This window comes from Arthrobacter sp. ZBG10, from assembly GCF_001238605.1.
Taxonomy (GTDB): Bacteria; Actinomycetota; Actinomycetes; order Actinomycetales; family Micrococcaceae; genus Arthrobacter.
Window position 1 is genome coordinate 1 of record NZ_LFQH01000065.1, and the last position, 22,520, is coordinate 22,520.

The window sequence follows — 22,520 nt, forward strand, 5'->3', positions numbered from 1 at the left end:
CCAGGAACGACCGATCCGGGAACTGTAATCCCCGTTCCGGAGGTGCCCGTTCCTGTTGAGCCGGCACCGGCACCCGTTCCGGTCCCGATCGAACCCGTGGTGCCGGCCCCGGCCCCGGAAGTGGTTTTCGAACCCGAGGTTCCCATTGAGGAGCCCGCCCCCGCCGTGGTGGTCCCGGTTGTTGAGGAACCCGCGCCGGAACCCACCCCGCCTGCGGTGCCCGAGCCGGCCGTGCCCGTGAAAGCGGCGGCCGTGGCCAGCGCTGAGCAGCCCACCGCCGTCATCGAAGCCAAAGTCCAGGCCGTTGTTGCAGCAGCCACGGGCAGCCCGGTCGGCGTCCAGGCTGCGGTGGTTGTCTTCCTGCTGGGGCTTGGCTATGCCTACTTCCGGTTCCTGGGTTCAAAACGGGTGATGGGAACACCAAAGCCGGGCAAGTCCTAAGGGATGCGAGGAAAACCTTCGGCCTCCGGCAGGAGCGGCCCGCCGGAACCAGGCAAGCTGCAGGTCACCCTGATCACGCACTCCTACTGGCCTGAGCAGAGCCCGCCGCAGCGGCGGTGGACCGCCATGATCAAGGAGTTCTCGCACGCGGGCTGGGGTGTTGACGTCATTACACCCGTGGCGCATTACCCGTTCGGCCGGCGCCAACTGCCGCGGTGGATGTCAGGCCGGCCGTTCCACCTGCGCAACGGCCAGTTCACCGAAAAAATCATGCACGTGCCCTATCTCCGCCACGGGACCTCGCGCATCGCAAGGCTCCTGGACCAGTGCTACTCCGCTGCACTTTCGGTGCCCGCCGGAATGATGGTGCGCAAGCCCGACGTCGTTATTGTCACCGCACCCGGCCTGCCGTCGCTGGCAGCGGGTTACGCGCTGGCGAAACTGCGCCGCGTCCCGCTGGTGGTGGAAATGCGCGATGCCTGGCCGGACCTGGCCCGCGACGCCAGGGTGGTCCAGGGCAACGTCAAGAGCGTCATTGAGCACGTTGTGGACTTTGTCCAGCACCGCGCGGACCTGGTGGTTACCGTCACCGAGGGGTTCGGGGCGACGCTGCGCGCACGCGGTGTACGGAACGTCGCGACCGTGACCAACGGCATCCACCTTGAAGCCATTCCTGTCCTGGACCCGCCGCCCCTGGACCGCCCCGTCTTCGAGGCGCTGTATCTGGGCAACCACGGCGAAAGCCAGCGCCTGGACGTCGCCATCCGTGCTGCGGCGCTGGTGGGGGAGTCCATGCACCTGCACCTCGTGGGGCACGGCACCCAGCGGCCTGCCCTGGAAAAGCTCGCCCGGGAGCTTAGTGCCCCGGTAACCTTCCACGCCCCGCTCACCGGCGATGACATGTTTGCCCGGTATGCTTCGGCTGACACGTGCCTGGTATCGCTCCGGGACGACTGGAAGTCCTTCGAGACCACCGTCCCCTCCAAAACCTATGAAGTCCTGGCCATCGGCCGCCACGTGACGGCTGTGGTCCGCGGGGAGGCGGCCCGTATCATTTCAGACGCCGACGCAGGTGACATTGTGGCCAGCGATCCCAAGGCCCTCGCTGCCCTGTGGTCCGGCCTGGCGGCGGACCGCGGCCGGCTGATCCGCAACTCCGACAGCCGCCAATGGGTGAAGACGCACGCGGACTACGACCTTCTCTCGGTCCAATACATGGAAATCATCAGGGACCTCGTCTCGGAGAAGTCCGCCTGATCCATGATCCAGCTATTACGTAATGCCCGGCTGACTGCCGCAACCATCCAGCAGCACCTGCTCGAGGACCCGATGGTCCTCTTCCTGCAACTGTCCCGGCGCCTGCCTGCTGCCGTCCGCCCCCTGGCCGGCGCAGTGGTCCGCAAGTGGCCCGCCGGCTCCACAGCAGGCCTGGTGTCCTTCCTCGCGCTGGTCAGCGGCAACGACGCGGAGATGGACCGGCGCATCCGCTTGGCAGCCGCCGCGGCAATCCCGGGGCCGAAGGCCCGCAGATTGGCGGAAATTGCCCTCGCCGCCAACCGGCCCGACCTTGCGGACCTCTTGATGGACCGCGCGTGCGCAGCACGCAATGGCCGGGCGACGGCGGCCCGCAGGTTGTGGCACGACGGTGCTGTTTCAGACGCCCTGGCGGTATGGGATGGAGCGTCAGGACCGGAACCCCTGCAGCAGCGCCGGTTGAAGGCCGAAGCGGCAGTCCTGCGCGGCGCCGCTCCGGTCCTGGCCTCCGTGCCGTTCCAGCCGGTCGAGGGCAGGGTGCTGCATCTGCTCACAAACTCGCTGCCCCACACGGCCAGCGGGTACGCGCAGAGGTCGCATTCCACCCTGCTGGCCCAGCAGGCCGGCGGCAAGGAAGTGCTGGCCGTCACGCGGATGGGGTACCCCGTCCAGGTGGGCAAGGTCCTGGCCAAGGGCCAGGACCTTGTTGAGGGCATCACATACCGGCGGCTGCTGCCGGGCAGGATGGCCGCCACGGTGGACGCCAGGCTGCAGCAGCAGGCCGAGGAACTCCTGAAAGTGGCACTGGAGTTCCGGCCCGGCGTCCTGCACACCACGACGCACTACGTTAACGGCATGGTGGTCCGTGCGGTTGCTGATGCCCTGGGTATTCCGTGGGTCTACGAAGTGCGGGGCCAGCTGGCTGATACCTGGGCCTCTGTCCGCGGGCCGGAAGCCCGGGAGAGCGAGAAGTACCGCCTTTTCAGCCAACGCGAGCGGGAGGCCATGCTGTCCGCCAGCCTGGTGCTGACCCTCGGCGTGGCCATGAAATCGAACATCGTGGCGGCAGGCGTGCCGGCGGCGAAGGTGCTGCTGATGCCGAACGCAGTCGGCGGGGATTTCCTTGACGAACCCCGCAGCCAGGCCGATGCCCGGCGTGAGCTGGGTCTCCCCGTGGCCGGCCAATACGTGGGCACAGTCTCCAGCTTGGTACCCTATGAAGGGATCCACGAGCTGATGCAGGCCTTTGTGCTGCTGGCCGGGGACCATCCTGACCTTAATCTGCTCATCGTTGGCGACGGCGTATCCACTCCGTCCCTCCGCGCGCAGGCGGAACAAAGCGACTTCGCGGACCGCATCATCTTTACCGGCCGGGTCCCGCAGAAGCTTGCGGTCCGCTATCACCAGGCACTCGACATTTTCGCCGTGCCCAGGAAGGACCTTGAGGTTACCCGCTCCGTTACGCCCTTGAAGCCCGTCGAGGCCATGGCCTGTGCCAGGCCTGTGGTTGCCACAGACCTGCCCGCCCTGCGGGAGATCGTGGAACCCGGCGTCACAGGCCTTCTGACGGAACCCGGAAACCCCGGGGCGCTGGCCGCCGGACTGCGCACCCTCCTGAATGACCCCGGGCTGGCCGCGGAACTGGGTCGGGCCGGGCGCGAACGGGTCCTGAACGAACGAACGTGGGCAGCCAACGCTGCCGCCCTGTCAAAAGAGCTGGAAAAACTGGGAGTCACCAACGGATGAGCATTGAAGAAAAGACGGAGATGCCCGCGGTCACTGTCCCCATCAACCTCAAGCGGCTCACCAGGATCGGGCAACGCCCCGATTTCCTTGACTACCTGGTGCAGTTGTGGGACCGCCGAAGCTTCATTTTCTTCGACGCCCGGGCAAGGGTTCAGAGCGGCAACGAAAAGAACCTCCTCGGCAGCGCCTGGCTGGTCCTGACTCCTGTCCTGTCCGGCCTGACGTTCTACCTGATCTTCGGGCTGCTGCTGAACACCAGCCGCGGCATCGAAAACTTCATCGGCTACCTGATCATCGGGGTTTTCACCTTCCAGATGAGCACCAGGGCCATCGTGGCCGGGGCCAAATCCCTGACCGGCAACACGGCCATGATCCGGGCGTTCCAGTTCCCGCGGGCTTCGCTGCCCATCGCCATCAACGTCCGCGAACTGCTGTCCAACGTTCCGGTCACCATCGTGATGCTGCTCTTCGTGATCTTCACGGCACCGGCAGAAGAAATCACCTGGCGCTGGTTCCTGGTGCTGCCGGCCATCTTCCTGCAGTTCATGTTCAACCTCGGTATCGGCATGCTGCTGGCACCCCTGGTCCTCAAGATCCCCGACGTCGGCATGCTGCTGTCGTTCCTGATGCGCCTCTGGATGTACGCCTCGGCGGTCTTTTTCTCGGACCACCGGTTCGATAACTACCCGGTCATCAAAACCATCATGGATTTCAACCCGATTTACCTGGTCATCAAAAGCATCCGCAACTCCGTCCTGTACGCCACCAGCCCTTCACTGCGCGACTGGACGGTGCTGGCGCTGTTTGCCGCCGTGGCAGTAGCCGCCGGACTCCTGGTGTTCTGGCGAGGAGAGGAATCCTATGGACGCGTCTAGAAACCCCGGCATCCACCTGGCCGAGCCCACCGTCGTCGTTGATGACATTTCTGTGGTGTACCGCACCAAGCAGCAGTCGGGGAGCAGGACCACGTCCCGCACCTCCATGCTCGGCGCCCTCCGCAAAGGCAAGGCCACCAGCAGCCCGGTCCGCACCACCGCGCTCAAGAACGTGTCCTTTGTGGCCAACCAGGGTGACTCCATCGGGGTGATCGGCCGCAACGGGTCCGGCAAGAGCACCCTGATGAAGGTCCTGGCGGGCCTCATCATCCCTGATGCCGGAACGGTCTATGCAGCCAGCAATCCCATCCTCCTGGGCGTCAACGCCGCTCTCATCTCCTCCATCTCAGGGGCCCAGAACATCCGGCTGGGCTGCCTGGCCATGGGGATGAGCCACGCGCAGATTGACGCGAAGTTCAACGACATTGTTGAAATGTCCGGGTTGGAAGATGAGATCTACCACCCCATGAATTCCTACTCCTCCGGCATGGGAGCGAGGCTCCGCTTTGCCATCGCCGCGGCCGTGGATCCTGAGATCCTGCTGGTGGATGAAGCCCTCAACACCGGGGACGCCCAGTTCAAGGAGCGTTCCAAGGCCCGGATGAAGCAGGTCACCAGCCAGGCAGGAACCGTCTTCATCGTCAGCCACAGCATCGAGACCATCGTGTCCACGTGCAACCGGGCTTTCTGGATCGACAAGGGCGACTTCATCATGGATGGCACCCCCAAGGAAGTTGCCAAACAGTACAAAAGCTTCATCTGGCGCATCAACGAAGGCAACGCCGACTACGGCCGCAAGATCCGGGCCGAACTCATGGCCAGCCTGCCTGCCATGCGGACCACGCTCCTTCCCAACGGCTGGAAGCGGTCCAGGTAACCATGGGACTACGTAACCAGGCGGCTTACTGGCGCCGCGCACTGTGGCACGCCCGCCGGGGCGGCCTGCAGCAGGCCAGGAGCTACCTTCACCGGAGCTCACCGGAGCGGGATGAGGCAAGCCTTGCCGGCGTCCGGGGAGCCGAAGGGGCCTGGCGCGGTTTCGGCAGCAAACGCCGGCTCGTTTTCCGGGAGGCGCCGCCCGCCGTTAAGGCACCGCGGCGACCAGACCTGCACGTAGGCATCATAATGGATGACTTTTCGGCTGCGGCCTTCGCCTCCGAATGGTCGGTGCTGGCCATCAGCCCGCAGGACTGGGAGTCCCAGCTCCGTGATAACCGGCTTGATTTTGTTGTTGTCGAATCCGCGTGGGCCGGAAACGGCGGCTCGTGGCGGGGCAAGATCACCGGCACTGACGGCCCCTCGACTGCCCTGGTGGGATTTGTTGCGGCATGCCGGAGCGCCGGCATACCGTCCGTGTTCTGGAACAAGGAGGATCCGCCGCACTATGACGACTTCCTCCCCGCTGCCCGGCTTTTTGACCATGTCTTCACCACTGACGCCAACAAGCTGCCCGACTACCACAGGGACCTGGGGCACCAGCGCGTGTCCGTGCTGCCATTCGCTGCCCAGCCGAGGATCCACAACCCGGTTCGTCCGCACCATGGGTGGCATGCCCGGAACGTCGCCTTCGCCGGAATGTACTTCGCACACAAGTACGAGGACCGCCGTCGCCAGATGGACTACCTCCTCGGCGCCGCAGCCGACGTGGCCGCCGGGACCAAGTCCGGCTTCGAAATCTTCTCCCGCCAGCTTGGCAAGGAAACCCAGTACCAGTTTCCCGGCGACCTGAAGAAGCACGTGGTGGGATCGCTCAGCTATCCGCAGATGCTCACGGCCTACAAGGCGTACAAGGTTTTCCTGAACGTCAATTCCGTCACCGATTCGCCGTCCATGTGCGCCAGGCGGATCTTCGAGATCACGGCGGCGGGCACCTGCGTTGTGTCCAGCCCCAGCGAAGCGATCGAAGCCTTCTTCCCGGACGGGGAAATCCCCGTCGCTTCGTCCCGCGACGAGGCCGTGCAACTGTTGAAGGCCATCGACACCAACCCGGACTATTCCCAGCGGCAGGTGCATAAAGCGCAGCGCCGGATCTGGTCCGGCCATACCTTCAGCCACCGGGCCGCCACCATTGCTGCCGCCGTCAGGGCGGACCTGGCGGTCCCTGCGCCCCGCCCCCGGATTTCCGCGCTGGTATCCAGCTTCCGCCCCCACCAGCTGGAGCACGTGATCAACGGCGTGGCGGCGCAGCAGGGAGTGGACGTCCAGCTGGTGTACCTGGCCCACGGGTTCGACGTCGATGAGCGGCTTTTCCGGGAACGGTGCAATGAGGCGGGCCTGGCGGATGCCGTCCTCCTGCATCAGCCGGAAAGCACCCCGCTGGGGGCATGCCTGAATGCGCTGGTCGGGGGTGCGGACGGCGAGCTGGCCACCAAGTGGGACGACGATGACCTGTACGCGCCGCTGTACCTCGGGGACCTCGCCCACGCCATGATGTATTCCGAAGCAGCAATTGTGGGCAAGCGGGCACATTACATGCACCTGGCCGGGCCCGATGCGACCATCCTTCGCAACCCGCAGCTGGAGCACCGGTTTGTTACCGCCGTCTCCGGGCCCACGATCTTCGCGGCCCTGGACACGTTCCGCCGTTTTCCGTTCCAACCGGTGCAGACCGGCGAGGATACGCAGTTCCTCCGCGACGCGGTGGAAGCCGGCGCCGGGATCTACTCCGCGGACCGGTTCAACTATTGCCAGATGCGCGGGCGTGACGCTGCCTCGCATACCTGGTCCATCACCAACGACCAGCTGATGGCGTCATCAAAGATTCAGTTCTTCGGCCCGCCCGAAGACCACATCGTAGTTTAGGGGAACCATGCAGACGACAGTTTATGACCTGGCAGTGATCGGACTTGGCTACATCGGGCTGCCCACCGCAGCCATCTTTGCCGCCAAAGGCAAACTGGTGGCCGGGGTGGACGTTAAGCAGGCCACCGTTGACGCTGTCAACCGCGGCGAAGTCCCGTTCGTTGAGCCTGATATGGGCGTTGTTGTCTCCGGCGCTGTCAGCCTGGGCAACCTGGTGGCCATGACCGAGGTTCCGCACGCCAACGCCTACATCATTGCCGTTCCCACGCCCCTGGCCGAAGGCAAAGGGGCTGACATGTCCTACCTCACCAGCGCCGTGGAGGCACTGGCCCCGAAACTCCGCGGCGGCGAACTGGTCATCCTGGAATCGACGTCACCGCCAGGCACCACCGAACGGCTGGCCGCACACCTGGCCCGGGTCCGGCCGGACCTGTGGTCCGGCGCCGGAGAAGGCGCTGCCCAGGTCCACGTGGTGCACTCACCGGAACGCGTGCTTCCCGGCAGGATCATGATCGAGATGGCAACGAACGACCGTGTCATTGGCGGCCTCACCGATGAGGGCGCGCAACTGGCCAAGAAGCTGTACGAAGTCATCTGCCAGGGTGAAATCCTCCTCACCGATGCCACCACGGCCGAGATGACCAAACTGGTGGAAAACACCTTCCGCGACGTGAACATTGCGTTTGCCAATGAGTTGTCGGTGATCTGCGACAAACTTGGCATCGATGTATGGCGGCTCATCGAACTCGCCAACCACCACCCCCGGGTCAACGTGCTGCGCCCCGGCCCAGGCGTGGGTGGGCACTGCATTGCCGTGGATCCGTGGTTCATCGTTGACGCCGCACCACAGGAGTCCGGCCTGATCCGCACCGCGCGCGAAGTCAACGACGCCAAGCCCCACCACGTGGTGGACCGCGTGACCGAACTCCTCACCGACCGGGAAAGCGCCACGGTGGCCGTACTCGGCCTGGCCTTCAAGGCCAACATCGACGACGTCCGGGAATCCCCATCCATGACGATCGTCCAGGAACTCGCACGCAGGCTGCCGCTGGCCACCATCCTCCCGGTGGATCCCCATGTCGAAGATCTTCCTGCCGCCCTGAAAAACACCGGAATCACCGCAATGCATTCCCTCCCTGAGGCATTGGCCACGGCCGACGTTGTCCTGCTGCTGGTTGACCACGACCAGTTCCTTGCCGTCACACCGCAGGACCTCGAGGGCAAGCTGGTCATCGACACCAAGGGAATCTGGAACGACAGGCAGGCTGCAGTCCCGGTGCAGCCCGTCCTGGCGGGCGCGGACTCCGTTGGTTAGGGACAATAAGGCCGGCACGGTTACCGCCGACCTGGCGGCCATCGGCATCCAACTCAAGGCTGTCCACGGGCCCCGAACGGAGTCCGGGCTGCTCAGCGTCGTCATCCCTGCAGGCTCCGCAGCCGAACTCGACGTGGCGGCAACCGCCGCGTCCCTCCTGGCGTCTGCCTGCCAGGATTTCACGGCGGCGATCGTCGGGGTGCCCGAGACCGGTATGGCCGGTACCCGGGCGTGGCTCGGTTCTGACGCCAGGTTCAGCTGGCAGCCCGGCCCCCGCACGGGCCTGCATGACGCGAACTACACCCTGGTTCTGCCCGCGGGCACCAGGTTGGGAACCTTCTCCATCGAAGCACTCGTGGATGCAGCCCAGGCCACAGGAGCCCAACTGATCCGCGCCCTGGTGGACGGCCGGACTGATTCCGTCGAATTCTGGGACAGCGCAGTGCTCAACAAGACCAACACCGGTGGAGATCCGGAAAAGTCGGTTCGGGCCGCCGGGGGAGAACGGTGGGTTTCGGGAAGCTCCGTTGGCGTCCATGACTTCCGGCAACCGGCGCCGCGCCTGCATCTGCGAAAAGGGGCTGCTGGCCGCCATGACCTGACAGTCCTGGTCCGGGACGCCACTGACGCCGCTGTCCGGGCGGACTACGAAGAGCGCATCAGGCAGCTTGAAGCCAAAGTAGCCAGGGCGGAAGCTGACAGCCGTCGGCTGGAAGCCGGAACCTCCCGGCAGCGGGGCGCTGCGCGGCTTGCTGCGGTTGCCCGGCGGGGTCCCGGCTACATCACCTCCCGGGCCAAAGCCATGCTCGGGCGGGCGCGCAACTCATGAAGCTGGACAGCGTCGCCGTCGGCTTCGGGACTGCCCCCATCGCGCCCGTCATGACAGCACTCGGGCTGGACTACGCCGCCACGCCCTGGCAGCGGCGCGATAGTGGCGACGCCGGGAACTGGCACCATGACGTACCCCTGGACAGGCGCTGGTGGGGCACCTACCTGGTCCGGGCCCGCTCCCTGGCTGAAGCGCGCAGCCTGCTCCCTCTGCTCCGCAGCGAGGGCAAAGCCCAACGGTTTGTCCTGGTGATCGAAGGCCACGCCCCCCACCAGGACGCCGCGGCCTGGACCAGCAGGCATTTGGCAACCAAGGCGCAGGCCGCCGGCCGGATTGTGCCTGGCCTGGGCTTCGCTACGGTCATCGACGGCGGAAAATGGGTTCCCATCCACGCCGCAGCCACCGCTGCCCTGGCCGGAGCCGGCCCGGCCGGATCCGTGCCGGTGCTGGGCGGAATCCGGGCCGGTGTGCTGGAACCCGGCGACCGTAGCTGGCTCGCGGGGGACACCCTGGCAAGCCTGGTAACCCCTGACATGCTTAGTCCGGACGACGATGACATCTTCGCCGTGGACGTCATCGTGGGGCAGCTGCCCCGGCCATTGCCGAGGATTGAAGGGCGGGTAACCCCGCAGGCCTGGGTCCCGCGCCCCCACGACCTGCCTCCGGTCGACACTGCAGTCATCAGCCCCCAAGGGTTCAACCCCTACGCCGACGGCCCGGTCGTTGACCTCGCGGCAGGAGCAGCCCTGGACGCGGTGGCCTTCACCGGCCCTGAGCTGGCCTCACTCCGGAACGCTGCCTACGTCAGCATCGACGGAACACAATTCGCCGCCATGGACCGGGCCCTGGCCCGGCGGCTGGCGGAACTGAGCGTTGCCGGTGTTCCCTTGCTGGCATCGCACCTCTCCGCCGGGGTGGAAGCCATGCTCGGTGACACGCTGGTCCGCCGCATCGCCTCATTCGATCCCGCGGACCCGCCCGTGCAACGGGAATCAAAATCGATCGAGCTCCGGCGCGCCGCCATCGAGGAATTCGCCCCGCGCCAGCGCTGGAACCGCGTCCTGCAGGGGTTGGGTCTTCCGCTGGCGGCCGAGCCGACGGTCAGTGTCCTCCTTGCCACCAGAAGGCCCGACAAGGTGGGATCCGCCCTGGCGCAAATAGCCCGGCAGTCCTGGCAACAGCTCGAGGTGGTCCTGGTCCTGCATGGTTTCGACCAGTACGACCCCGCCGCCCAACAGGCAATTGCCGGCTACCAGGGCCAGCTGACTGTCCTGTCGGTGCCCTCCCAAACGATCTTCGGCGACGTCCTGAATGCAGGAACCAAAGTTGCCGCGGGTGACTACCTCACAAAGATGGACGACGACGACTGGTACGGACCGGACCATATCCGGGACCTTGTGCGCAGCGCCGAGTACAGTGGTGCCCAGCTGGTGGGGGCACAGGTTGAATTCGTCTACCTGGAGGCACTCGACATCACCACCCGCCGGCCGCCGCTGGGAGAGCAGTACTCGGACCACGTTGCCGGCGGCACCATGCTGCTGCGGCTCGACGACCTTCGCCGTCTGGGCGGCTGGCGCCCGGTCCACCGCGCTGTTGACCGTTGCCTGCTGCAGGCCGTCCTTGCAGCCGACGGGCTGATCTACCGGTCCCACGGGCAGAACTATTTGATGCACCGGCATTCCGCCGTTGACAGCCATGGCGGGCATACCTGGAACCCGGACGACAGCACCTTTTTGCAAAGTGTTGCCGAACAATGGGACGGGTTTGTTCCGCCGCCCCAGATTCAGGCCGGCCCGCTGGCCTTTGCTGGCCGCAGCACAAACTTTTCGAGCTACTTCAGTACTGATAACAGGGGATGAGCAACATCACTTCTCAAAAGACCAATCAACCGTTGGGCTCAAAGATTCCGGTCCGGCAGTTCATCCGCCGCTTCGGCAGGCTTTCCGGCCAGAAGAAGATGGCGGTTCTTGCGGGCGTCCTCCTGTTTGTGGTGAGCATTGCCGCTGCCTACTTCCGTGCTCCCGCGGTGCTCATTGCCGCGCTCATCCTCCTGTTCCTTGGCGGCGCCGCAGCGGCGCTGAAGGTGGACGCGCTGCTGAAGGGTGCGCGGACTGCTGCCCGGCGGAGCGACCTGGCCCTGCAGGCAGTCCCGGCCCAGGCTCCGGCACCGGCGAAAGCCTCTTTCGGCACCGATTCCGTCTGGGCCACTGACGCCAGACTCACGCCGGCAAAACTGGTGCAACGGCTCACCAAGCTCAGGTCACTCGACGGCCGCGACATCCTGGTCAGGATGGTGACCAACGGCCAGTGGAACTGGAAGGACCTGGAAACCGCGCTGGAAATGTACCGCCAGGGCGGCCCGGCAAAGAAAAAGGCCACCAAGGTCCTGGACTCAACCATCAAGATCCGGCTGCTCCTGATCGCCGATCTTTGCTACCGCCAGAATCTCCGGGCCGATGACATGCTCAACGCCGTCACCATTTACCGGTTTGTTTACCAAAAGCTTGGGGCAGCCCCCTTCAAGGGCAAAAAACGCGGCGAGTTCTACCTGGACGCACTGTCGCAGACCGGCAGGGGTGACCAGACCCTCAAGTTCCAGGGCCTGTACGACGCGGAGAAGCTGAACCCGACCGACCTGCACCTGTTCCGTGCCAACGCCAAGAACCCGTTCCGCCACCAAAGCCACACCGGCGAGGAATGGCTGGCTGAGATCAACGCGGTCTACGAATCCGCAGGACTCGCCACCATAGCGCTGCGCACGGGCTCCGGACCGGCTTTCGCCAGGCTCGCGGCCACTGCCGTGGACGCAGTGGAGACCGGGCCCCTCGTCACCGTGGTTATGCCTGTTTACCGCCCGGACGAGTACACCGATCTCGCGATCCAGTCGGCACTTGACCAGAGCTACCGAAACCTCGAAATCATCATCGTGGACGACGGTTCCGGCGACCCGTACACCCAGCGGCTGGACAAATGGGAAACAGCCGACAGCCGGATCCAGGTGATCCGCAATACGCCCAACTCCGGCGCCTACACCTCACGCAACATCGGCTATTCCCTCGCGACCGGCCAGTTCCTCACCATCTTCGACGGCGACGACTGGCAGCACCCGCAGAAAATCGAGATGCTGGTGGCTGCCGCCGTCGAACAAACCGACAACCGCCTTGTTTCCGCCCCCTGGGCACGCGCGGACCAGGACCTGATGTTCCACTACCGCGGCTGGCGGGGCGCCTACGTAACACCGGCGCACGTCTCCGCGATGTTCCCCGTGGACGTGATCCGGGAAAAACTGGGTTTCTGGGACACGGTCCGGAAGGCAGCCGACACCGAATTCATCCTCCGCTACAGGATGCTGGTCAGCCGTGAGGAACCGCTGGAGGTCACCAACGTTCCCCTGACCCTCTCACTGGTCGGCGCGAGCAACCTCTCCATGGACGATTTCAGGCTCGGTTACCGGTCTCCGGACCGGGTAGCCTACAGGTCCGCCTACGAGCACTGGCACGAGAAGGTGGAACAGGGCGAACACAGCGGCTTTATGACCTTCGAACCGGGCGTCAGGTGTTTCCCCGCCCCCGCGAGGTTCCTGCCCGTCCGCGGCGGAACCCTTGACCTCGGGGTCCTGGTGGTGGGCGATTTCGCCGCGCCGGAGCCCATGGCGGCCCGGCTTTGGAACGCCGTACGGGACGCCCGGGCGGAGAACCAGCGGGTGGGCGTGATGCACGTGCCAAGCATCATCAACACCCTCTCCATCGACGCTTCCTTCCCGAAAACCACCATGGAGGAGTTCGACGCGGGCACCCTGCACCGCGTCGAAATCACGGACGCCGTATCCTCCGCTGTGGTCCACATCTTTGACCCGACGGCATTCGAATACACGCGTGAGCTGCGCAGCGGGCAGTCCGCGGAGTCCGTCGTCGTCCACGCATCTGCCTCGCCCTACAACCGCGCAAAGCGGGAACAGCGGTACTCAGTCGGAGTGGTGTCCCGCAACGTGGAGAAGATCTTCGGCGCGCCCGTCCGGTGGACGGCAGCCGAGCAGGAAGTCTACGAAGCGATCGGGAAGAACCTTGCGCGGGCCTCAGACCTTGAACTCGTTCCGTACGCTGAGCCGGAGTTCGAAGACGAAGCCTTCCGCCCGGACCACCAAACGGCTGTGACAGCATGACCAACCAACCAGGGGAATCACCAATGACTGACCACGACCCCGGCGCCTGGGATGAGGCGCACAACGCTCCGATCCTTTCCTGGCATCCCGAGTCTGCCCCGGAGCAGCTCCCCGACCACCCTGTGCACCTTGTTGTTGAGCCCAGCGAACCGGGAAGACTGCACGGCCGGATGCTCTACGAACCGTTCGACAGCGGCACCCTCATCGTTTCCCTGCATGGGGCGCTGAACCGGGGACGGTTCAAAGTGCCCAGGTTTGAGTGGCGCCGGACCCTGAACCAGGTGCAGTGCGCCCGCCTGTACCTTTCCGACAGCACGCTGGAACAGAGCGGTTCGCTGGAGATCGGCTGGTACATCGGCAGCGCCCAGCAGGACCTGATCTCCGAATACGCCGAGAGTGTCCGGGCCATTGCCCGGAACGGCGGATACACCCGGGTGATGTGCGTCGGCAGCAGTGCCGGCGGGTTCGGCGCCCTGGCACTCTCCCGGCAGATTGCCGGCTCGGCCGCTGTGGTGTTTTCGCCGCAGACGTCCATCGCCGGGTATCTCCCAAGCCACAAAAGGGCCCTGACGGCTGCTGCGTTCAAGGACCGTGGCTCGCTCAACGACATCGAAGCGGAATTCGGTGAACGCGTGAACATGCGTAAGCTTTATAAGGCTTCAGCGGATACCAACTACGTCCGCTTTGTCCAGAACACCCGGGACCGGTTCCACTTCGAGGCGCACTACGCGCCCTTTGCCCTTTCCTTGGGCGTGGATCCGGACACCGGCGGATCCACGGCCGACGGCAGGATCAGTTTCCACGCTGAACGCCAGGAGGAAGGGCACGCCCCACCGTCCCGGGGCCGCTTCCTCAAGCACATCGACGACGCACACCAGCAATTCTTTGGCACGAACCTCACCATCATTCCGGCCGAAGCACTTCAAGGAAAGGACCTGGGAAATCGATGATGTCTTCAACATCTGACGAACGGGCCATTGGCAACCAGGGCGGCGTGTACTTCCGCAACGGCTTTGTGATCACAGAATCCGGCCGCCAGGTCCCGGCCCGGCCGGGCTGGCAGCATGCTGTCCTGGGCGGACTGCAACTCCTGACCCACCCTGATACTTCCGTCACGGCAGGCTCCGCCCACGGAATCCACGTCGCCATCCTTGGGTCCGCTTTCGACCCCGAGCGTGCAGTGTTCGCGGAATCAGCAGTCCTGGAACAGTTGCTCGACGATATCCAGCACGAGGACGCCTTCTACGCGACGCTGGACCGGCTTGCCGGACGTTTCGCCCTCGTCGTCCACTCGCCCGCGGGCACCGAAATCTACCAGGATGCCATGGGATCCCGGTCGGTGTTCTACTCAGCAGCCGGCCCGGCTGTGGCGGCATCGCATGCTGAACTGGTCCGCGAAGCCATCGGTGCCAATTTCGCCGACTTTTTTGTCCCGTTCATCATGTCCAAAAACTACGTCCAGCGGGACGTCAAGTACCTCCCCGGCGTTGCTTCCCCCTACGAAAACGTCCTGCAGCTCACCCCGAACACCAAACTCCACCTCACGGAACAGCGCCCCGAACGGTTCTGGCCGCGGGAAGAGGCCGGCGAACAGATCGGCAACGAGGACGCAGCCGCCGTCCTTGTAGGACACCTGGAGGGAATGGCGGCGTATCTGAAGCACCGCGCCTCCCGGCCCGTTCTCGGGCTCACAGCGGGCACCGACAGCCGTGGCGTCTTCGCCGCCGTGAAGGACCTGAACCCTTACGTTTTCACCTACGTCCGCAGTGAAAAAGGCAACGTCGTCAACTCAAAGGATGCCAGGATTGCGGGCGAGCTCGCCCAGCAGTACGGGCTGCACGCCCATGTGTGGGGCATCCCCAACCGGTTGACGCTGAACAACGCCGACGACGTGTTTTCGCACGCCTACAGGCTCGCCACCGCCTACTACCGCGGTGCGGGATCCGCATGGCTCGCCGAACTGACGAAGTCCGCGGTTGAAGTTCCCGACGGCCTGTTCGTCCGCGGGTTCGGCGGCGAGGTCATGCGCGGCTTCTACCAAGGCACCATGAACCAGGTCAGCGGCGTCAGCGTCCGCCAGCTCGCCAACGCCTACGACGTCAACTCCGGATCAAACGTCACCCGCAACCTCTTCGGTGACATGATGGACCGCACCTCGTTCACCACCGAACGGCTGGCGGGCTACGACCCGAACGATATTTTCTACTGGGAGCACCGTATGGGCACCTGGGGCAGCGTATCCCTGACTGAAGCCGACCTCGCCATGCCGGCGATGGTGGGATACAACTCGCGGAACCTGTTCAAGGCGTTTATGCGTCTCAGCGGACCGGACCGGCTCTCGCGGGTAGCCTTCGACCTGGCCACCAATGCCCTTGCGCCCAAACTCGCGGCCGTGCAGTAGCACCAACCGCCGCTCCGGCGCCCACCCATCATCGCTGAACGAAGGAACTGCATTACGTGAGCACACCCAAGGAATCCCTGGCCCCGATCGCAGTACGCGGTCAGCGCCTCGTCGATACCCAGGTATTTGACGCCGAGTACTACGCCGCCGAGTGCGGGCGGGACTTTGAGTCGAAACGCGCCGCTGTAAGGCATCTGGTCCAGTTCGGCATGAAGGCCGGCTTGAGTTTCCACCCCCTGTTTGACCTCGGCATGTTCCCCTTGCACCTGCGGGAAGCCTACAAGGCCGGAAACGTCGAGGCGCTCCTGACCTACCTGAGGAGCCAGCAGTCCCGCGAGCACCGCTGGTCCTGGCTGTTTGACCCTTCGCTCTTCACGGATCCGGCCGACGAAGGCTCCCTGCTGCTGTCCCGGTTCCGGGCAGGCCGCGACCGGGAACTGCCGGCACCGGACAAGCTGATCGGTGCGGCGCCCGGCTGGCTGGATGCGCGGGCACTGGTCATCGCCCACGCCAGGAACGCCAAGCAGATCGAACTCGGCAAAAAGCCGCTGCGGCGGACCACCTGGTCCGCCATCGAAGAAGACGTGTGGCTTGCCAGCATCAACGACGTTCCGGCACCGGCTGAGGGCGGTGAACCCGCTGTCAGCATTGTGATGCCGGCCTGGAACCGCGCCCTGGTGATCGAGGAAGCCATCGACTCCGTCCGCCACCAAAGCCTTGGCGCGTGGGAACTGATCGTGGTGGACGACGGCAGCACCGACGGAACCCAGGACGTGGTCCGCGCGCTCTCCGAAGCCGACCCCCGCATCCGCCTCGTGGAAGCCGACCATCAGGGAGTCTGCGCCGCCCGTAACCGCGGGATCGACGAAGCACGGGGCGAATTCCTCGCCTTCCTTGATTCCGACAACACCTGGCGGCCGGACTTCCTCAAGAACATGCACGCCGGCCTGTCCGTGGAAGGCAGCCTCGCCGCCTACTCCGCAGTCAGGATGCTCAACGACCGGGAGGAATACACCGGGCAGATCATCACGGCCGAGAAGCTCCTGGTCCGCAACTACGTGGACCTGAACGTGCTGGTGGTCCAGACGGCCCTTGTCCGCAAGCTGGGTGGCTTCGACGCGTCCCTGCGCCGCTGGGTGGACTACGACCTGGTCCTGCGGATCACGGAAACAGCCACCATTGAGTACTTCCCCTTCATCGGCTGCGACTACGTGGATGACCACAACGAGGACCGGATCACCCGGCGCGAGTCGGCCAACTGGGAATTCGCCGTGCTCGGCAAAAACCTGCAGAACCGGTTTGTGCCCGATCTGGCTGACCAGCGCACGGATACCCCTGCCGTCTCCGTGATCATGCGCGTTACGGACAGTATCGACCTGGCCGTCCGCAGCATCCGCCAGATCCAGGAATCCGATGACGCGGACGCCGTGGAACTGATCATCGTGGACGAAGTTCCGGGCTTCCGCACGTCCCTCCGGCTCCGGACCGCTCTTGCCGGCATCGCGCACCTCAAGTACCTCAAGCTTCCCCGCCGCTACACCCCGGCCATTGCCAACAACATCGCCTCGGCACACGCCACAGCGCCGAACCTGGTGTTCCTGCGGGAAGGCGTGGAACTCCGGGCCGGCGCCGCCGGAAAACTCGCTGACCGGCTGGCGGACGCCGCCGTCATCGGCGCCCAACCCCTCCTGACCGACGGCGTGGGTGTTGTAGTGTCCGGCGGCGGAGTGGCCCACCGGAACAGCCTGGCGATTCCCCTGTTCAAGGGGCTGGCCATTGAAGATGCCCGCCGACACAATGGCCTCCACCTGGACGAGCTGGCGCCGGCGGCTTTCTGTGTCCGGGCACCTGACTTCGAGCGGCTGGGCCGGTTCACCAACGTCTTCGCCGGCGACGCTGCCATCATCGACTTCCTGCGCCGCCTCAAAACCGGTTCGGACGGGGACTTCGTCTGCGTCGGCGAGGCCCTCGCCGTGGACCACGCCGCCGACTCCTACATTGAAGAAGCTGCCCTCACCGCCGGGGACGCGGAATGGCTGTCCGCCGGCACCGGCCCCGTCCGCAGCCTGTCAGCGCACTACGGCGACCTTGGACTCCTGGTTGACGCGGTGGTTGCCCCCCGGCACCCAAGGCTCCAGCCGGCGTCGGCCGTTGTGTCACGCGCCGCCGCCCCTGAATCCGAAGTGGCAGAACCACGCCTGCGGTGGGCCATCAAAATCGGTGCCGACTTCAGCTCAGGTGGCGACCGGTGGGGCGATGTCCCCTACGCCGCGGATCTTGTTGAAGCGCTCAAGGCACTGGGCCAGGACGCGCTGGTGGACCGCGCAGGAGCATTCTCGCGGCCGTCCAACCACCTGGACGATGTGGTGCTGGTGATCCGCGGGCTGGTCCGCTGCGAACCGCAGCCCGGTAAGACCAACGTCCTGTGGGCCATCAGCCGGCCGGACCTGATCACCAGGGATGAGCTGCTTGGGTTCGACATTGTTTTCGGCGGGTCGCGGATCTGGTGTGAGCACGTATCCAGCGAGTGGGGCATCAACGCCCACTACCTTCCCCAGGCGACGAACCCCCGGCGTTTCCACCCGGATGCCGCGAAAGCCGGCGCCACACAATACGGACTGACATTCGTGGGCGGCCCCCGCAAACCCATTGGCCGCAAAATTGTTGCCGACTGCGTGGGGCTGGGCAAGGACGTGAGCGTCTGGGGTCCGCGGTGGGAGCAGTTCATCCCCGCTGGGATGGTGGCTGACGACTACATTTCCAACGATGACCTGGCGGGCCTTTACGGCTCCTCGGCAGTGGTGCTTAATGACCACTTCGAGGACATGGCCCGCTGGGGGTTCGCCAACAACCGGCTCTACGACGCTGTGGCGTCCGGTGCCAGGGTCATCAGCGACGAGGTCGACGGGATCGCCGAGATCTTCGGCGGCGCTGTCCGGACCTACACCACGGTGGAAGAACTGGAGCAGGTCCTGGCCGATCCGGACGGGTTCCCCGATGACGCGCAGATGGCAGCCATCAGCCAGCGGATCCGCGACGAGCACAATTTTGATGCCAGGGCCGCCACGCTGCTGAAGGCAGTACGCGCCAAACGAAACTAAGCACCCGCGGGCGTGGCAGCGCCACGCCCGCGCCGATTCAAACGGTACCAATGGAGGTAGCCCGCGGATGGACAGCACGACCCCCACGATTTCGCATGTGTTTATTTCGCAGGCCCACCTCCTGAGCTACGGCGGCTCCGAAATGGTCACCCTGGAACTGGCTGAGCATTTCGCGGCCGCCGGCAGCAAAGTCACCATCGGTACCTGGAGCATCGGGCCGCCCGTGATGTCACACCTGTCCGGCCGGCCCAACATCGCCTGCTTCGACCTGGACGATCCCAGACTGGATGAACGGCTCGCCAGCGACCCGCCCGGGCTCGCCTGGATCCATCACCAGTTGGTGCCTGGTTATCTCCTGAACCATCCGGAACACACATCGTTTGTGTTCAACCACATGTCATCGGTCCATCCGCTGGAGATGTCCTGGTCGGCAGGGATGGAGGCCCGGCTCGCCGGGCTGCACCTGTACAACTCACCGGAGACCCTCGACCTGCACCGCTCCAGTGGCTCCGCCGCCGGTTTTGACGCCGACCGGATGATGGTGTTCGCGAATCCTGCCCCGGATGCCTTCAGCCAGGCCGTGCCCGGCGAACGGGGACTGAAGCGACGGTTCGGCATCGTCTCGAACCACGTGCCGGCGGAACTGGCGGAACTCTTTGACGCCCCGCCTGCCGGTATCGAATTCCAGCCCATCGGCACCGGCGGCCTAAAGGACTCAAAGCCCCTCCGGGTCACGCCCGGGACCTTCGCGGGCCTGGACGGCGTCATCACCATCGGCAAGACCGTCCAGTACGCCTTGCTCGCCGGCGTCCCTGTCTACTGCTACGACAAGTTCGGCGGTCCAGGCTGGTTGGGGCCGCAGAACTTCGACGCCAGTGAATACCACAACTTTTCGGGCCGCGGGTTTACCCGCAAGGACACCGCCGCCATTGCCGGGGAATTGGTTTCGGGATTCGACGACGCCGCCACTTTCGCCGCCGCGACCAAGGAAGCGGACGACGTCGGCCGGTTCAGGTTGTCCGAGGCCGTGGGTAAAGTCGTGGCAGAGGCTCTGGCGGGGACCGGTACGCGTCCGGCCCTGGACAAGACCGAGATCGATGCGCACCTGCGGCAGCAGAAAGTGGTGGGCCACTACGCCCGGAACTGGCTCCGGTTACTCCGCAGGACGGCTGCAGGATAGCGCGCGGGGCCGGCCGCGCCGGCGGAAAGCCTAGGCCCCGTTCAGCTCCAGCATCACGGGGATGATGTGGTTGACCGGGAGCGGGTTGTGGCCGGCGGCCTCGCTGCTGAAGAAGCGGACCTGCAGCCCCGGCTTACCGATGTCTTTGTTCACCATCCCCTTGATCATCGGTGCGATATGGTGCTCGATGTGCCACGGATCGTAGGTGTTGACCATGATGATCCCGTGCGGGATGTACTGCTCGCTGTCAAAAAGGGCAGCGATGCTGAAACGGTGCGCGTGGTCCCGCTGGATGCTCATGTTGCTGACACCGAGCCAGCCCGCCTCCAGGACCCTGGACAGTTCACGCACGTCATGGAAGCGCAGGAGTTCGGTCTGCGGATTCATGGCCAGCACTTTCGCACCGCGGATATGGGTGGCAAGGACCAGGGAAACGAACCCGCCGCCCGAGGAGCCAAAGAACAAGGCATCGTGGTTGGCGATGCCGAAGTGGGCGAACAGCTTCTCAAGGTAAGCGGCAATTGTTTTTGTGTAGTCCACCCAGCGCGAGCCAAGGAACCAGCCGATCTGGATGTCATCGGCGAGGTCCAGGGAAGGATCCGCCATGGAGATTCCGATCCCGTCCAGCTCGGAAAACATCCGGATCCGCTGGAAATACGGGTGCGGCTGGTCTGCACGCTTGAAAAAGCCAGGGGAGATGACATAGGCCTTCTTCGCCGCCGATGGCCGGAAGTAAAAGTTCAGCTCGAATTTACCGAAATCCACGGCGTACCACCCCGCTTCGGTCAGCAGGTGATAGTCCGCGGGCGCTATCTGAATCTTCTCCACCGGAGCAGTATAGGACGCAGCGGCAGGCTGCCGGCCCCCGGTGGGCGGTGCCCCCGGCAACATGACGTTAACCACCACGGCGGCAACAGATGGGGAGCATTCCCGGCCCTGACGATATAGTGGACGCGTTTGGTTGCGTCGTTTGCATGCAGCAGGAACCTGAACTCTTTCAAGAATTTACCGCGGCAACTGGGGGACTAGTGACACTGAAACTTACCGTTATCGGGACGGGATACCTTGGCGCGACCCACGCGGCCTGCATGGCTGAGCTGGGATTCGAAGTCCTCGGCGTTGATGTCGACAAGGAAAAAATCGACAGCCTCAGCAGGGGCGAACTGCCCATCCACGAGCCTGGCCTGCCGGAGCTCCTGCGCAAGCACACCGAGTCCGGACGGCTCCGGTTCACCACGTCCTTTGAAGAGGCCGGCGCCTTCGGCGATGTCCACTTCATTGCCGTCGGAACCCCCCAGCGCGCCGGTGAGCACGCCGCGGACATGACCTACGTCGACGCTTCCGTCTCCGCGATTGCCCGCGCCGCCACCAAGGATTCCCTCATCGTGGGCAAGTCGACAGTACCTGTCGGATCAGCCCGCCGCCTCAAGGCGCTGGCTGCGGAGGAAGCGCGCGACGGCGTCAGCGTCGGTTTTGCGTGGAACCCGGAGTTCCTGCGTGAGGGCTTCGCCGTGGAAGACACACTGCGGCCGGACCGCCTGGTCATCGGGTCCGATTCTGCCGCGGCAGAGGCCATCCTGCGCGAAGTCTATGCGGATGCGCTCAGCCGTGAGACGCCCTTCATCTCCACCGACTTCGAGACGGCTGAGCTTGTCAAGGTTGCAGCCAACGCCTTCCTGGCCACCAAGATTTCCTTCATCAACGCCTTCTCCGAAGTCACGGAAACTGTGGGCGGCAACATCCGGACCCTGGCTGACGCCATTGGCCTTGATGCCCGCATTGGCCGCAGGTTCCTCAACGCCGGCATCGGTTTTGGCGGCGGCTGCCTGCCCAAGGACATCCGCGCCCTGCAGGCCCGGGTCTCCGAGCTGGGCCTCGACTCCACCATGCGATTCCTGAATGAGGTCGACGAAGTCAACCTCCGCCGCCGCGACCGTGCAGTCCACGTTGCGGAGACTCTCCTGGGCTCCCTCGAAGGCAAGCGCATCGCTGTCCTCGGCGTGGCCTTCAAGCCCAACAGCGACGACGTCCGCGACTCGCCCGCCCTGGACGTGGCGGCACGGCTCTTCAACAGCGGGGCTGACGTCAGCGTCTACGATCCGGCAGCCAACGCCAACGCCGCCAAGCGCTACCCCCGGCTCAACTACGTGGACAGCCTCGCCTCAGCGGTGGACAGCGCCGATCTCGTGATGCTGCTGACCGAGTGGTCGGAACTGGTCTCCGTGGATCCCGCGGAGCTCGCCAAGGCCGTTGCGCATAAGCGTATGTTCGACGGCCGCAATGTATTGGACCACGGCACATGGAACGCCGCCGGCTGGGACATTGTCTCGCTGGGCCACAAGAGTGAGCTGCTGGACCTGGCTGCCGCCAACTAGGACTGACTGCAGTAATAAAGGCGCCGGCGGGATGCAACA

The 22,520-nt window shown here is 64.9% G+C and carries 16 protein-coding genes; 15 read left to right on the plus strand and 1 reads right to left on the minus strand.

All coding sequences use genetic code 11. The features are described 5' to 3' along the window. From ACU18_RS15540 to ACU18_RS15605, 14 genes are all read left to right on the plus strand, one after another. Positions 1 to 441: hypothetical protein (locus ACU18_RS15540; protein ID WP_231686105.1), on the plus strand; the 441-nt coding region annotated here is incomplete at its 5' end. Positions 442 to 444: 3 nt separating this feature from the next. After that, positions 445 to 1,698, plus strand: a complete 1,254-nt coding sequence (locus ACU18_RS15545) for a glycosyltransferase family 4 protein (protein ID WP_050686992.1) — start codon at positions 445 to 447, stop codon at positions 1,696 to 1,698. A 3-nt stretch (positions 1,699 to 1,701) separates the two neighbouring features. Continuing rightward, complete coding sequence (locus ACU18_RS15550; protein ID WP_050686993.1) at positions 1,702 to 3,441, plus strand: glycosyltransferase; 1,740 nt, start codon at positions 1,702 to 1,704, stop codon at positions 3,439 to 3,441. Further along, positions 3,438 to 4,316: an ABC transporter permease gene (locus tag ACU18_RS15555; protein ID WP_050686994.1), complete on the plus strand. Its 879-nt coding sequence runs from the start codon at positions 3,438 to 3,440 to the stop codon at positions 4,314 to 4,316. The genes ACU18_RS15550 and ACU18_RS15555 overlap by 4 nt, the downstream gene beginning before the upstream one ends. Continuing rightward, positions 4,303 to 5,193 carry an ABC transporter ATP-binding protein gene (locus ACU18_RS15560; RefSeq protein WP_050686996.1) on the plus strand — a complete coding sequence of 297 codons (891 nt, stop codon included), beginning with the start codon at positions 4,303 to 4,305 and terminating at the stop codon, positions 5,191 to 5,193. Before ACU18_RS15555 ends, ACU18_RS15560 begins: the two co-directional genes overlap by 14 nt. Positions 5,194 to 5,195: 2 nt before the next feature. Next, a complete protein-coding gene (locus ACU18_RS15565) occupies positions 5,196 to 7,118 on the plus strand; it encodes a glycosyltransferase family protein (protein WP_050686998.1) in 1,923 nt (640 codons plus the stop codon). 7 nt (positions 7,119 to 7,125) lie between these two features. Beyond that, positions 7,126 to 8,433: a UDP-N-acetyl-D-mannosamine dehydrogenase gene (gene wecC / locus ACU18_RS15570; RefSeq protein ID WP_050687000.1), complete on the plus strand. Its 1,308-nt coding sequence runs from the start codon at positions 7,126 to 7,128 to the stop codon at positions 8,431 to 8,433. Then, positions 8,426 to 9,262 (plus strand): hypothetical protein, encoded by an 837-nt coding sequence (locus ACU18_RS15575; RefSeq protein WP_050687002.1) that lies wholly within the window; start codon positions 8,426 to 8,428, stop codon positions 9,260 to 9,262. The genes wecC and ACU18_RS15575 overlap by 8 nt, the downstream gene beginning before the upstream one ends. Further along, entirely contained in the window at positions 9,259 to 11,121 is a 1,863-nt protein-coding gene (locus ACU18_RS15580; protein ID WP_050687004.1) for a glycosyltransferase, read from the plus strand. The genes ACU18_RS15575 and ACU18_RS15580 overlap by 4 nt, the downstream gene beginning before the upstream one ends. 32 nt (positions 11,122 to 11,153) lie before the next feature. Further along, on the plus strand, positions 11,154 to 13,424 hold the full coding sequence (locus ACU18_RS15585) for a glycosyltransferase family 2 protein (protein ID WP_050687006.1): 2,271 nt from the start codon (positions 11,154 to 11,156) through the stop codon (positions 13,422 to 13,424). A gap of 23 nt (positions 13,425 to 13,447) precedes the next feature. Further along, positions 13,448 to 14,374, plus strand: coding sequence for a hypothetical protein (locus tag ACU18_RS15590; RefSeq protein ID WP_050687008.1), 927 nt, complete (start codon positions 13,448 to 13,450; stop codon positions 14,372 to 14,374). After that, positions 14,371 to 15,825: a hypothetical protein gene (locus ACU18_RS15595; RefSeq protein WP_050687010.1), complete on the plus strand. Its 1,455-nt coding sequence runs from the start codon at positions 14,371 to 14,373 to the stop codon at positions 15,823 to 15,825. Before ACU18_RS15590 ends, ACU18_RS15595 begins: the two co-directional genes overlap by 4 nt. A gap of 56 nt (positions 15,826 to 15,881) precedes the next feature. After that, positions 15,882 to 18,926 carry a glycosyltransferase gene (locus ACU18_RS15600; protein ID WP_050687011.1) on the plus strand — a complete coding sequence of 1,015 codons (3,045 nt, stop codon included), beginning with the start codon at positions 15,882 to 15,884 and terminating at the stop codon, positions 18,924 to 18,926. A gap of 67 nt (positions 18,927 to 18,993) precedes the next feature. Beyond that, positions 18,994 to 20,106 (plus strand): hypothetical protein, encoded by a 1,113-nt coding sequence (locus ACU18_RS15605; RefSeq protein ID WP_050687013.1) that lies wholly within the window; start codon positions 18,994 to 18,996, stop codon positions 20,104 to 20,106. 30 nt (positions 20,107 to 20,136) lie between these two features. Here the strand turns inward: ACU18_RS15605 and ACU18_RS15610 are convergent, their stop codons facing one another. Beyond that, positions 20,137 to 20,934 (minus strand): hypothetical protein, encoded by a 798-nt coding sequence (locus tag ACU18_RS15610; protein WP_157407764.1) that lies wholly within the window; start codon positions 20,932 to 20,934, stop codon positions 20,137 to 20,139. A gap of 206 nt (positions 20,935 to 21,140) precedes the next feature. Between ACU18_RS15610 and ACU18_RS15615 the strand changes: the two genes are divergently transcribed. Then, positions 21,141 to 22,481, plus strand: coding sequence for a UDP-glucose dehydrogenase family protein (locus tag ACU18_RS15615; RefSeq protein ID WP_050687051.1), 1,341 nt, complete (start codon positions 21,141 to 21,143; stop codon positions 22,479 to 22,481). Positions 22,482 to 22,520 lie beyond the last annotated feature (39 nt).

Coding starts and splice junctions, on each gene's coding strand:
- ACU18_RS15545 (WP_050686992.1), top strand. CDS start 445: ATGCGAGGAAAACCTTCGGCCTCCGGCAGGAGCGGCCCGCCGGAACCA.
- ACU18_RS15550 (WP_050686993.1), top strand. CDS start 1,702: ATGATCCAGCTATTACGTAATGCCCGGCTGACTGCCGCAACCATCCAG.
- ACU18_RS15555 (WP_050686994.1), top strand. CDS start 3,438: ATGAGCATTGAAGAAAAGACGGAGATGCCCGCGGTCACTGTCCCCATC.
- ACU18_RS15560 (WP_050686996.1), top strand. CDS start 4,303: ATGGACGCGTCTAGAAACCCCGGCATCCACCTGGCCGAGCCCACCGTC.
- ACU18_RS15565 (WP_050686998.1), top strand. CDS start 5,196: ATGGGACTACGTAACCAGGCGGCTTACTGGCGCCGCGCACTGTGGCAC.
- wecC (WP_050687000.1), top strand. CDS start 7,126: ATGCAGACGACAGTTTATGACCTGGCAGTGATCGGACTTGGCTACATC.
- ACU18_RS15580 (WP_050687004.1), top strand. CDS start 9,259: ATGAAGCTGGACAGCGTCGCCGTCGGCTTCGGGACTGCCCCCATCGCG.
- ACU18_RS15590 (WP_050687008.1), top strand. CDS start 13,448: ATGACTGACCACGACCCCGGCGCCTGGGATGAGGCGCACAACGCTCCG.
- ACU18_RS15595 (WP_050687010.1), top strand. CDS start 14,371: ATGATGTCTTCAACATCTGACGAACGGGCCATTGGCAACCAGGGCGGC.
- ACU18_RS15605 (WP_050687013.1), top strand. CDS start 18,994: ATGGACAGCACGACCCCCACGATTTCGCATGTGTTTATTTCGCAGGCC.